The organism is Variovorax sp. J2P1-31 (assembly GCF_030317215.1).
Lineage (GTDB): Bacteria > Pseudomonadota > Gammaproteobacteria > Burkholderiales > Burkholderiaceae_C > Variovorax.
The window spans coordinates 356652-368819 of record NZ_JASZYA010000001.1 but is presented as its reverse complement, the minus strand read 5'-3'; the positions used below and the strand labels follow the sequence as shown (position 1 = coordinate 368819).

The window sequence follows — 12168 nt, the reverse complement described above, 5'->3', positions numbered from 1 at the left end:
TTTCGAGGGTGTGGGGTGAAACACGATGAAAGGAATGTGATCCCCCAGGCTTAGGCAACGCTTAAGGCGTCGCCCCCTCTTTCCACGGCCTCAGGCGCGCCGGGGAAAGCGCACCGTCGCGCGCAGGCCGCCCAGGCGCCCGGAGGCGTCGAGCCGCACGCTGGCGCCGTGCAGGTCGGCGATCGACTTCACGATCGCCAGCCCCAGGCCGCTGCCCGAGGCCTGCGAGGCGCCGGCCCGGTAGAAGCGGTCGAGCACGCGCTCGCGCTCCTCGGCCGGCAGGCCCGGGCCGCTGTCCTCCACGACCAAGGCGGTGCCGTCGCCGTCGGCCGCGATGCGCAGGTCGACGCGGCCGCCTTCGGGCGTGTACTTGACGGCGTTGTCCAGCAGGTTGCGCAGCAGCATGCGCAGGGCCTCGGCATGGCCCGTGACCGTGGCCGGCGCGGATGCCTCGTCCATGCCGATGTCGATGCGCCGCGCCTGTGCGGCCGCCACCACGTCGGAGATCGCGAGCCGGGCCAGTTCCGCCAGGTCGACCGGCGTCGCCGCGGTGCCCGACGCCGCGCTGGCCTCGTGCCGCGCCAGCGCCAGCAGCTGCTCGACCAGCCGCGTGGCGCGGTCGATGCCGGCGGTCAGCCGGCCGACCGCGACCTCGCGCGTGGCCTCGTCCTGCGCGCGCTGCAGGCCCTGCACCTGCAGCTTGAGCGCGGCCAGCGGCGAACGCAGTTCGTGCGCGGCATCGGCCACGAAATGCTTCTGCGCCTCGAAGGCATGGCGCACCCGTTCGAACAGCAGGTTGAGCTCGTGCACCAGCGGCCGCACCTCCTCGGGCAGGCCGCCCTCGTTGACCGGCGACAGGTCGTCGGCCTGGCGCGCCGCCACCTGCGTGCGCACGCGCGCCACCGGCGCCAGCGAGCGGCTCACCACCCACCACACGACCAGCATCAGGATCGGCGCCATCAGGCCCACCGGCATCACCGTGCGCAGCGCCAGCGCGCCCGCCATCTGCCGGCGCACCGCCATGTCCTGCGCGACCTGGATCACCAGCCCGCGCGCCTGCATCGAGTACACGCGGTAGGTGGTGCCGCGGGCCTGCACGTCGGCGAAGCCCAGTACCGCGATCTGCGGCAGCGCGGCCCGGTCGGCCGATTCGAAGATGCGTTCGCCGTCGGCGGTCCAGACCTGCACCACGAACTCGAAGTTCTGGTCGGCGCTGCCGAGGCCGCCCACCGCGGCGCTGGGCGGCAGTCCGGCGCGCAACGACATCGCCATCTGCTGCATGTGGTAGTCGAAGATCTCGTCGGCCTCCTTGAGTACCGTGCGGTAGGCCACCAGCGCCTGCGTGCCCGCGGCCAGCACGATGGCCGCCAGCAGGAAGAACAGCAGGCGCGCGCGCAGCGAACCTACCAGCGCGGAACCGACGCGCGTCATGCCCTGTTCACCATGTAGCCCACGCCGCGCACGTTGCGGATGAAGTCCGCGCCGAGCTTCTTGCGCAGGCCGTGCACATAGACCTCGATGGCGTTGCTGCTGATCTCGTCCTTCCAGCTGTAGAGCTTCTCCTCGAGCTGGGCGCGCGACAGCACCATGCCGGGCCGCGCGATCAGCGGCTCCAGCACCGCCCACTCGCGCGCCGACAGGATCACCGGCTCGCCGTTGCGCGTGACCTCGCGCGTGCCCGGGCTGATGCTCACGCCCAGGTGCTCGTAGACCGGCTCGGCCCGGCCCGAGGCGCGCCGCAGCAGCGCCCGGATGCGCGCCAGCAGCTCGTCGAGGTCGTAGGGCTTGAGCACGTAGTCGTCGGCGCCGGCGTCCAGCCCCTCGATGCGCTGCTGCACCGAATCGCGCGCGGTGGCGATCAGCACCGGCATGCGCTGCTTGCGCAGCCGCAGCGCGCGCAGCACCTCGAGCCCGTCGCGCCGCGGCACGCCCAGGTCGAGCAGCACCAGGTCGTACTGCTGGGCGCGCAGCGCGCTGTCGGCGGCCTCGCCGTCCTTGACCCAGTCGACCGCGTACTGCTCGGCGCGCAGCAGGTCGAGCACGGCTTCGCCGATCATCAGGTCGTCTTCGAGCAGCAGCAGGCGCATGCGTTTTCCTCTGTCAGTTTTCCATGGCGCTGTGCGCCACCGCCATCGTATGAAACCTGCACAGCCCCATGCCAGGGCACCCGCGGAACTGGCTTTGCCAGGCCGCCGGGTGCGCCCCCTTGAGGGGGAGGCGCCGAAGGCGCGTCGGGGGTGGGTGGCCTCCGCGGAACTGGCTTTGCCAGGCCGCCGGGTGCGCCCCCTCGAGGGGGAGGCGCCGCAGGCGCGTCGGGGGTGACATCTAAAGCAGAGCGCGCACTTCGCGCGCGGCTTCGTAGAGCAGGGGCAGCATGTCGCGGCGGATCGCCTCGTCGCTGCGGTGCGCGCCCGACAGCACCACGTTGAGCGCCGCCACGGTGCGGCCCTTCATGTCGCGCAGCGGCACGGCCAGCGCCTGCACGCCCAGCTCGTGTTCCTCGCTGGCGATGCAGTGGTCGTCCTTGCGCGCCTGCGCGACGCGCTGGCGCAGCACGCTGGTCTGCGTGACGGTGTTGGGCGTGAGCCGCGCCAAGGTGCGGCCCTTGAGCCATTGCGTGAGTTCGGCGCCGCTCATCGCGGCCAGCAGCATGCGGCCGGTCGAGGTGGCGTGCGCGGGCAGGCGCGCGCCCAGGTGCAGGCCGTAGGCCAGCACGCGCACCGGGGCGCCGCTCACGCTGCGCGCCACGATCACCGCCTCCTCGCCGTCGAGCACCACCGCGGAGAAGGATTCCTGCGTCTGTGCGGCCAGCCGGTTCAGCGTGGGCTGCAGCGCGCGCGGCAGCCGCGACGAGGCGAGGTAGCTGCCCGAGAAACGCAGCACCTTGGGCGACATCCAGAAGGAACTGCCGTCGGTGTCGAGGTAGCCCAGGTGCGCGAGCGTCAGCAGGTGGCGGCGTGCGGCGGCCCGCGTGAGGCCGGCGCGCGCCGCGGCCTGGGTGGCGTTCAGGCGCTGGCGTTCGGTGTCGAAACTCTCCAGCACCGCCATGCCTTTGGCGATGCCTTCGATGAAGTCGGGTTTGGCGATGGTCATGGGGACGATGGACTGCCGTTGCTGCGCGATCATCGCACAGCCACTCGTTCCAGCGCACATTGGCGTGCGCCGGGCGGCCCCGCGGCACGCGCCGCGCCCTACGCTCGTCTCCATCCCGCGCCCCCATTCCAGGAGACCTTCGCATGCGCACCCAAGTCGCCATCATCGGCGCCGGCCCGGCCGGCCTGCTGCTCGGCCAGTTGCTTCACCAAGCCGGCATCGACAACGTGATCGTCGAGCGCCAGAGCGCCGAGCATGTGCTCGGCCGCATCCGGGCCGGCGTGCTCGAACAAGTGACGATGGACCTGCTGGCGCGGGCCGGCGTCGACGCGCGCGCCCAGGCCGAAGGCCTGCCGCACGAGGGCATCGAGCTGCTGTTCCAGGGCCGCCGCCACCGCATCGACCTGCACGGACTGACCGGCGGCAAGCAGGTCACGGTCTATGGCCAGACCGAGGTCACGCGCGACCTGATGCAGGCGCGCGCCGCGGCCGGCCTGCGCACGGTCTACCTGGCGTCGGAAGTCAGCCTGCACGACTTCGACGGCACGCAGCCACGCGTGCGCTTTCGCGCCGAGGACGGCCGCACGCAGGAGATCGCCTGCGACTTCATCGCCGGCTGCGACGGCTTCCATGGCGTGAGCCGCGCGAGCGTGCCCGAGGCCGCGCTGCGCTTGCACGAGAAGGTCTACCCCTTCGGCTGGCTGGGCGTGCTGGCCGACGTGCGGCCGGTCTCCGACGAGCTGATCTACGCCAACACCGAGCGCGGCTTCGCGCTGTGCAGCATGCGCAGCGCCACGCGCAGCCGCTACTACCTGCAGGTGCCCAGCGACGAGAAGGTCGCGAACTGGAGCGAAGCCGCCTTCTGGGACGAACTGCGCACCCGGCTCGATCCCGAAGCGCGCGAGCGACTGGAGACAGGCCCGGCGCTGGAGATGAGCATCGCGCCGCTGCGCAGCTTCGTGGCCGAGCCGATGCGCTTCGGCCGCCTGCTGCTGGCCGGCGACGCGGCGCACATCGTGCCGCCCACCGGCGCCAAGGGCCTGAACCTGGCGGCGGCCGACGTGGGCTACCTGGCGCGCGCGATGCAGGCCTTCTACGGCGAGCGCTCGGAAGCGGCGCTCGACCGCTATTCCGACCTCTGCCTGCGCCGGGTCTGGAAGGCCGAGCGCTTCTCGTGGTGGTTCACCTCGCTGATGCACCGCTTCCCCGACACCGGCTCCTTCGGCCAGAAGATCCAGGAGGCCGAGCTCGACTACCTGGTGCATTCGCAGGCGGCGTCGACCGCGCTGGCCGAGAACTACGTCGGCCTGCCGCTGGAAGACTTCTAGGCCTGCAAGGCCTCCCACACACGCGCCGAGCTCAGCGGCATCTGCAGCGAGGGGGCTCGCGCCCCCAGGCCGGCGCGCGCGAAGGCATCGGCCACCGCGTTGACCACCGCCGGCGTGGCGCCGATGGTGCCCAGTTCGCCCACGCCCTTCACGCCCAGCGGGTTGTTCTTGCAGGGCGTGGATTCGTCCATCTCGGTGCGGAACATGGCTTCGGAAACCTCGGCGCGCGGCACCGCGTAGTCCATCAAACTGCCGGTCACGGGCTGGCCGGTCTCGACGTCGTAGACCACGCGCTCGTACAGCGCCTGGCCGATGCCCTGCACCGCGCCGCCGTCGAGCTGGCCGCGCACGATCATCGGGTTGATCACCCGGCCCACGTCGTTGACCGAGCTGTACGCCACCACGCTGACCTCGCCGGTCGGCGCATCGATCTCGACCTCGCAGATGTGGCAGCCATTGGGCCAGGTGGGCCCGGCCACGGCGCTGGTCGAGTCGACGAAGATCTGGCCCTCGGGCTGGCGGCCCGCGAGGTCGAACAGGTCGAGCGACAGGTCGGTGCCGGCCACGGTGAAGCGGCCGCCGGCATAGTGCACGTCGGCCGGCGCGGCCTCGAAAGCCTGCGCCGCCAGTTCGCGCGCACGGTCGACGGTGCGCTCCGCGCCCACCCGCACGGCCGAGCCGCCGGTGAACAGCGAGCGCGAACCGGCGCTGCCGAAGCCGTCGCCGCGGTCGGTGTCGCCCAGGACCACGCGCACCTTCTCGATCGGCACGCCGAACACGTCGACCGCCAACTGCGCGAGCGAGGTGGCGATGCCCTGCCCCATCGCGTTGACGGCCGAGAAGACCTCGATGATCCCGTCGGGCTTCACGGCCACGGTGACGCGTTCCTCGAACACGTTGCCGCCGGTCCATTCGAGGAAGGTCGCGATGCCCAGGCCGCGCAGCTTGCCCGCGGCCTTCGACGCGGCCGCACGGGCCTCGAAGCCGCGCCAGTCGGCCAGCGCCAGGCCCTGGTCCATCACCTTCTCGAACTGCCCGGTGTCGTAGACCTGCTTCATCGGGTTGGTGTAGGGCATCTGCGCGGGGCTGATGAAGTTGCGGCGGCGCAGCGCGACGCGGTCGATGCCGGTCTGGCGCGCGGCCTCGTCCATCAGCCGCTCCATCAGGAAGATGGCCTCGGGCCGGCCCGCGCCACGGTAGGCGCCGGTGGGCGCGCAGTTGGTGAGCACGGCCTGGAAGTGGAAGTCGACGGTGGCGATGTCGTAGACGCTGGTCTGCACCCAGGGCCCGATCAGCAGCTGGATCGCGACACCGGTGCCGGTGGCGTAGGCGCCCACGTTGGCCAGCGAGTGGATGCGCAGCGCGAGGATGCGTCCGCTGGCGTCGAGCGCGAGTTCGGCCTTGGATGCGATGTCGCGCCCGTGCGCCGACGAGAGGAACTCCTCGCTGCGGTCGGCCACCCACTTCACCGGCCGCCGGAGCGCATGCGCGCAGTAGGCGGTGGCGATGTCTTCGGGGTAGGCGCCGGTCTTCATGCCGAAGCCGCCGCCCACGTCGCCCACCACCACGCGCACCTGCTCCTTGGCCAGGCCGATGGCGTCGCAGATCGAGTTGCGCGTGCCCGAGGGCATCTGCGTGCTCATGCGCACCGTGAGGCGGCCGCTGCCGGCATCGACCTCGACCAGCACCGAGCGCGGCTCGATGGTCAGCGCCACCACGCGCTGGTTGACGACGTCCAGCGCCACCACGTGCGCGGCCTGGGCGAAGGCGGCCGCCGTGGCCGCGGCGTCGCCGTGGCGCGCCTCGGCCGCGATGTTGTTCGGCGCCGCCTCGAGCAGCTGCGGCGCGCCGTCGACGACCGCGGCCGCCAGGTCGACCACCATCGGCAGCTCCTCGTAGTCGACGAACACGGCCTCGGCCGCGTCGCGCGCCTGGGCCACCGATTCGGCGACCACGGCGACCACCGCCTCGCCCACGAAGCGCGCCCGCTCGTGCGCCAGCGCGTGGCGATCGGGCGACACGCCGGGCCCGCCGTCGGGCCGCTTGAAGCCCGCGGTGCCCGGCATCGGCTTGACGCCCGCGGCCGCCAGCTCGGCGCCGCTGAACACGCCCAGCACGCCGGGCATGGCACGCGCGGCCTCGGCGTCGACCGAGACGATGCGCGCATGCGGATATGGCGAGCGCACGAAGACCAGGTGCGCGAGCGGCGTCGCGCCGCCGGGCCGCACGTCGTCGGTGTACTGGCCGGCGCCGGACAGCAGGGCCTGGTCCTCGAGGCGGCGCACCGCCTGACCGCTGCCGAAACGAAGAGGGGACGGAGAAGTCTCTGGAGCGTTCACGTGGGTCTTCCTGCAGGTGGGATGCGGAGGGGCCACTATAGGGCGCGATCGGGAATGCCGCTGCGCCCGACGCGACGGCGCCCGCGCGGACGCCGGTCAAAGCCGTGTATACCTGCACCATGCAACTCCCCTGGCTCGCGCCCGGCGCGCCCCTTCCCGACCCGGCCCTGACCTGGGGCCCCGCCGACCCGGTGCCCGGCCTGCTGGCCGGCGGCGGCACCCTCGACGTGCCCACGCTGCTGGACGCCTACAGCCACGGCATCTTTCCCTGGTTCAGCGACGACCAACCCATCCTCTGGTGGAGCCCCGACCCGCGCATGACGCTGGCGCCGACCGCCTTCCGGCTGCACCGCTCGCTGCGCAAGGTGCTGCAGGCCTTTCGCGCCGACGCCCGCTGCGAGATCCGGATCGACCACGACTTCGACGCCGTGATCCGCGCCTGCTCGGCGGCGCCGCGCCACGGCCAGTCGGGCACCTGGATCGTGCCGGACATGGTCGCGGCCTACGGCGCGCTGCACCGGGCCGGCCATGCCCACAGCGTCGAGACCTGGATCGACGGCGAACTCGTGGGCGGCCTCTACTGCGTGGCCATCGGCCGCGCGGTGTTCGGCGAATCGATGTTCGCGCGCCGCACCGACGCCTCGAAGATCGCGCTGGCGGCGTTGGTGAGCCTGTGCCGCCGCCATGGCGTCGCGCGCATCGACTGCCAGCAGAACACGGCCCACCTGGCCAGCCTGGGCGCCGAGGAAATGCCGCGCGCGCGCTTCGTCGAGCATGTGGAACGGGCCCGCGCCGAGCCCGGACCCACCTGGCGTTTCGAGCCCGTATACTGGTCCGAACTGTTGCCCGCACGCTCTTCCACGGCCCTGTGACGCACCTCAAGGAACTTCCGCTCCACACGTTGCAGTTCTATGCAACGGCCCCCTATCCGTGCAGCTACCTGCCGGACCGGCAGGCGCGCTCGCAGGTCGCGACCCCCAGCCACCTGATCCACAACGACGCCTATTCCGACCTGGTGCGCAGCGGCTTCCGGCGCAGCGGCATGTTCACCTACCGCCCCTACTGCGACGGCTGCACGGCCTGCGTGCCGCTGCGCGTGCGGGTCGGCGACTTCAAGCCCAACCGCAGCCAGCGCCGTGCCACGACGCAGCACGCCGGCCTGCAGGTGCGGGTGCTCAAGCTGTGCTTCGTGCCCGAGCACTACCAGCTCTACCTGCGCTACCAGAACGGGCGCCACGCCGGCGGCGGCATGGACCACGACAGCATCGACCAGTACACCCAGTTCCTGCTGCAGAGCCGCGTGAACTCGCGCCTGGTCGAGTTCCGCGAGACGGGCGCCGACGGCCAGCCCGGGGCGCTGAAGATGGTGTCGATCCTCGACGTGCTCAACGACGGCATCTCGGCGGTCTACACCTTCTACGAGCCCGAGGACGGCACCGCCTACGGCAACTACGGGGTGCTGTGGCAGATCGCGCAGGCGCGCCAGCTGGGCCTGCCCTACGTCTACCTCGGCTACTGGATCGCGGGCAGCCCGAAGATGAATTACAAGGCGCGCTATGCGCCGCACGAAGTGCTGATCGACGGTCAGTGGCAGCCCGGTGATTTCACAAAGTAAAATCACGGCTCGGTCTTTCCGAGGCCCTACTGCGCTGCGCACATGAGAAAACCACAATCAGACGTTCCTGCCACGCCGGTCATCCAGGTCATCGAACGCATGTTTTCGCTGATCGACGTGCTGGCTTCGCGCGAGGAAGCCATCTCGCTCAAGGAGATCAGCGAGAAGACCGGGCTGCACCCCTCGACCACGCACCGGATCCTCAACGACCTGGCCGTGGGCCGCTTCGTCGACCGGCCCGAGGCCGGCAGCTACCGCCTGGGCATGCGCCTCCTGGAGCTGGGCAACCTGGTCAAGGGCCGGCTCAACGTGCGCGACGCCGCGCTCACGCCCATGCGCGAACTGCACAAGCTCACGCAACAGCCGGTCAACCTCAGCATGCGGCAGGGCGACGAGATCGTCTACATCGAGCGCGCCTACAGCGAGCGCTCGGGCATGCAGGTGGTGCGCGCCATCGGCGGCCGCGCCCCGCTGCACCTGACCTCCACCGGCAAGCTCTTCCTGGCCGCCGACGACCCCCAGCGCGTGCGCAGCTACGCCACCCGCACCGGCCTGGCCGGCCACACCCGCAACAGCATCACCCAGCTGCCGCTGCTGGAGCGCGAACTGTCGAAGGCCCGCCAGTACGGCATCGCGCGCGACAACGAGGAACTGGAACTGGGGGTGCGCTGCATGGCGGTGGGCATCTACGACGACCAGAGCAAGCTGGTCGCCGGCCTGTCGATCTCCGCCCCCGCCGACCGCCTGGACGAAGGCTGGCTGCCCAAGCTGCAAGCCACCGCGAGCGAGATCTCCAGCGCGCTGGGCTACAACCAGAATGCGCCGACGGCGCCCTGAGGCGCCGTCGAATCCAACTCACCCGCACGAGCGAGTCCTGACTGTTCGTGGGACACCGCGGAACTGGCTTTGCCAGGCCGCCGGTGTCGCCCCCTTGAGGGGGAAGCGCCGAAGGCGCTTCGGGGGTGGGCTCAGTCCCCGGCGATGTGCTGCGCAGCCGCCTGCATCGACGGCGACATCATGTGCTTGGCCTCGACCCAGCGGCGCACGCGCTCGGCGTCGCCGATGCGGCTCAGCTTGCCGGCCGAATCCAGGAACACCATGATCAGCTTGCGGCCCGCGACACGGGTCTGCATCACCAGGCACTGGCCCGCCTCGGAGATGTAGCCGGTCTTCTGCAGGCCGATCTCCCATTCGGGGTTCTTCACCAGCCGGTTGGTGGTCGTGTACTGCAGCATGCGGTTGCCGACTTCGACCTGGTAGCCCGGCGAGGTCGACAGTTCGCGCACCGTGGCATCGGCCGAGGCCGCGTTGACCAGCAGCGCCAGGTCCTGCGCACTCGCCTGGTTGCGGCTCGACAGGCCCGTGGGCTCGACGTAACGGGTGTCCTTCATGCCGAGCATGCTGGCCTTGGCGTTCATCATGCTCACGAAGGTCGCCAAACCGCCCGGATAGGTGCGGCCCAGCGCATGCGCGGCGCGGTTCTCGCTGGACATCAGCGCCAGGTGCAGCAGTTCGCCGCGCGACAGGGTGGCGCCGATGCGCAGGCGCGAGCTGCTGCCCTTCTCGGTGTCGACGTCGTCCTGGGTGATGGTGATCAGTTCGTCCATCGGCAGGTGCGCCTCGCTCACCAGCAGGCCGGTCATGAGCTTGGTCAGCGACGCGATGGGCAGCACCGCATGGTCGTTCTTGCTGAACAGCACTTCACGCGTGTCCTGGTCGATCACCAGCGCGGCGCTCGACTTCAGGTCGAGGGCATCGCCGGTGTGGTGCAGGCCCGCGAGCTGGCCGTAGGACAGGCGCGGCGCCGCTTCGGCCACGCGCACCACCGAACGACGCTGCACCGCCACCACCGTCTTGCCGTTCTGCTTGCGGATCGTGGCGACCACGTTCTTGCCGCCGCGCACGCTGCGCTCGGCCTTGGCGGGCACCGCCTTCGCATTGCGCTGGGGGGCCGCGGCGGCCTTGCGCTTGCTGGTGTCGGGAGCGGATTGGGTCTTCTTCGCGGCCACCGGGCGCTTGGCGGCGGCATGCGCCGCGGGCGCGATGAAGGCGGCCGCGCACAGGGCTGCCGTGACAAAACGAAGGGCCGCGCGGAAACGCTGGGGTGAAACTCGGTGGGAACGGGCTTCGGGCATCAAGGAATCTCCAGCGGCGACAAGGACCCGCAGTGTATCGAAATCAAAAAAAGCGCGCAATAACAGTTACTTGCGCCCTTTTCTTCACTCGAAACAAAAGGATCGCTTTACAACCTAACCTTGCGCCGCCACTCTCTCAGCTTGGCTCTGTAACTTGTTGAGCGCACTCAAATAAGCCTTGGCGGAAGCCACCACGATGTCGGGATCCGCCCCGACGCCGTTGACGACCCGTCCGGCGTTTTGCAGCCGAACCGTGACCTCCCCCTGACTTTCGGTCGATCCGCTGATCGCGTTCACCGAATAAAGCACCATTTCCGCCCCGCTTTTCACGTGACTCTCGATGGCCTTGAGCGAGGCATCGACCGGACCGTTGCCATCGGAGGTGCCGGTGACTTCCCGGCCTTGGACCGTGAAGACCACGCGCGCCTGCGGCCGCTCGCCGGTTTCGCTGTGCTGCGCCAGGGAGACGAAGCCGAACTGCTCACCAACGTTCGACCCCTCCTCGTCGCTGACGAGCGCGAGGATGTCTTCGTCAAAAATTTCGCTTTTCCGGTCGGCCAGTTCCTTGAAGCGGGCGAAGGCGGTGTTGATGTCGGCCTCGCTCTCCATGGTCACGCCCAGTTCGACCAGGCGCTGCTTGAAGGCGTTGCGTCCGCTGAGCTTGCCCAGCACGATCTTGTTGTGGCTCCAGCCCACGTCCTCGGCCCGCATGATCTCGTAGGTGTCGCGCGCCTTGAGCACGCCGTCCTGGTGGATGCCCGAGGCATGCGCGAAGGCGTTCGCGCCGACCACCGCCTTGTTGGGCTGCACCACGAAGCCGGTGGTCTGGCTGACCATGCGGCTCGCGGCCAGGATGTGCTGGGTGTCGATGCCCAGGTCGAGCCCGAAGTAGTCCTTGCGGGTCTTGACCGCCATCACGATCTCCTCGAGCGAGCAGTTGCCCGCACGCTCGCCCAGGCCGTTGATGGTGCACTCGACCTGGCGCGCGCCGCCGATCTTCACGCCGGCCAGCGAGTTCGCCACCGCCATGCCCAGGTCGTTGTGGCAATGCACCGACCAGATCGCCTTGTCGCTGTTGGGGATGCGCTCGCGCAGGGTCTTGATGAAATTGCCGTAGAGCTCGGGAATGGCGTAGCCCACGGTGTCGGGCACGTTGATGGTGGTCGCGCCCTCGGCGATCACCGCCTCGAGCACGCGGCACAGGAAGTCCACGTCGCTGCGGTAGCCGTCTTCCGGGCTGAACTCCACGTCGCCGACCAGGTTGCGCGCGAAGCGCACCGACAGCTTGGCCTGCTCGAAGACCTCGTCGGGCGACATCCGCAGCTTCTTCTCCATGTGCAGCGGCGAGGTGGCGATGAAGGTGTGGATGCGGCCGCTGGCCGCGCCCTTGAGCGCCTCGGCGGCGCGTGCGATGTCGCGGTCGTTGGCACGCGACAGCCCGCAGATGGTGGAGTCCTTGATCGTGCTCGCGATCAGCTTCACCGCCTCGAAGTCGCCGTTCGAGCTGGCGGGAAAGCCGGCCTCGATGACGTCGACCTTCAGCCGCTCGAGCTGCTTGGCGATGCGCAGCTTCTCGTCCTTGGTCATGGACGCGCCCGGCGATTGCTCGCCGTCACGCAGGGTGGTGTCGAAAATGATCAGCTTGTCGGTCATCGTGG

The 12168-nt window shown here is 70.1% G+C and carries 10 protein-coding genes; 4 read left to right on the top strand and 6 right to left on the bottom strand.

Annotated elements, in window-relative coordinates:
- Positions 1 to 90 precede the first annotated feature (90 nt).
- The 3 genes from QTI20_RS01730 to QTI20_RS01720 form a co-directional block, all read right to left on the bottom strand.
- Positions 91 to 1431, bottom strand: coding sequence for an ATP-binding protein (locus QTI20_RS01730; RefSeq protein WP_286550622.1), 1341 nt, complete (start codon positions 1429 to 1431; stop codon positions 91 to 93).
- Positions 1428 to 2087 carry a response regulator gene (locus QTI20_RS01725; protein WP_183022974.1) on the bottom strand — a complete coding sequence of 220 codons (660 nt, stop codon included), beginning with the start codon at positions 2085 to 2087 and terminating at the stop codon, positions 1428 to 1430. The genes QTI20_RS01730 and QTI20_RS01725 overlap by 4 nt, the downstream gene beginning before the upstream one ends.
- 238 nt (positions 2088 to 2325) lie before the next feature.
- On the bottom strand, positions 2326 to 3093 hold the full coding sequence (locus QTI20_RS01720) for an IclR family transcriptional regulator domain-containing protein (RefSeq protein WP_183022973.1): 768 nt from the start codon (positions 3091 to 3093) through the stop codon (positions 2326 to 2328).
- Positions 3094 to 3236: 143 nt separating this feature from the next.
- On the opposite strand from QTI20_RS01720, the gene pobA reads away from it, so the two are divergent.
- Positions 3237 to 4421 carry a 4-hydroxybenzoate 3-monooxygenase gene (gene pobA, locus QTI20_RS01715; protein WP_286550623.1) on the top strand — a complete coding sequence of 395 codons (1185 nt, stop codon included), beginning with the start codon at positions 3237 to 3239 and terminating at the stop codon, positions 4419 to 4421.
- On the opposite strand, the gene QTI20_RS01710 is transcribed toward pobA, so the two are convergent.
- Entirely contained in the window at positions 4418 to 6760 is a 2343-nt protein-coding gene (locus tag QTI20_RS01710) for a xanthine dehydrogenase family protein molybdopterin-binding subunit (protein ID WP_286550624.1), read from the bottom strand. The two genes, pobA and QTI20_RS01710, sit on opposite strands and share 4 nt — an antisense overlap.
- Before the next feature lie 119 nt (positions 6761 to 6879).
- Here QTI20_RS01710 and aat point away from each other — a divergent pair, with 119 nt between their 5' ends.
- The 3 genes from aat to QTI20_RS01695 are packed head-to-tail and all read left to right on the top strand — an operon-like array spanning position 6880 to position 9212.
- Positions 6880 to 7632 (top strand): leucyl/phenylalanyl-tRNA--protein transferase, encoded by a 753-nt coding sequence (gene aat / locus QTI20_RS01705; protein ID WP_286550625.1) that lies wholly within the window; start codon positions 6880 to 6882, stop codon positions 7630 to 7632.
- The gene (locus QTI20_RS01700) at positions 7629 to 8375 is read left to right on the top strand and encodes an arginyltransferase (RefSeq protein WP_286550626.1); all 747 of its coding nucleotides are present in this window, start codon (positions 7629 to 7631) and stop codon (positions 8373 to 8375) included. The genes aat and QTI20_RS01700 overlap by 4 nt, the downstream gene beginning before the upstream one ends.
- Positions 8376 to 8417: 42 nt before the next feature.
- Positions 8418 to 9212 (top strand): IclR family transcriptional regulator, encoded by a 795-nt coding sequence (locus QTI20_RS01695; RefSeq protein WP_183022968.1) that lies wholly within the window; start codon positions 8418 to 8420, stop codon positions 9210 to 9212.
- Between the two features lie 131 nt (positions 9213 to 9343).
- Here the strand turns inward: QTI20_RS01695 and QTI20_RS01690 are convergent, their stop codons facing one another.
- Positions 9344 to 10510 carry a serine hydrolase gene (locus tag QTI20_RS01690; protein ID WP_286550627.1) on the bottom strand — a complete coding sequence of 389 codons (1167 nt, stop codon included), beginning with the start codon at positions 10508 to 10510 and terminating at the stop codon, positions 9344 to 9346.
- 114 nt (positions 10511 to 10624) lie between these two features.
- Positions 10625 to 12163, bottom strand: coding sequence for a 2-isopropylmalate synthase (locus QTI20_RS01685; protein WP_286550628.1), 1539 nt, complete (start codon positions 12161 to 12163; stop codon positions 10625 to 10627).
- Positions 12164 to 12168 lie beyond the last annotated feature (5 nt).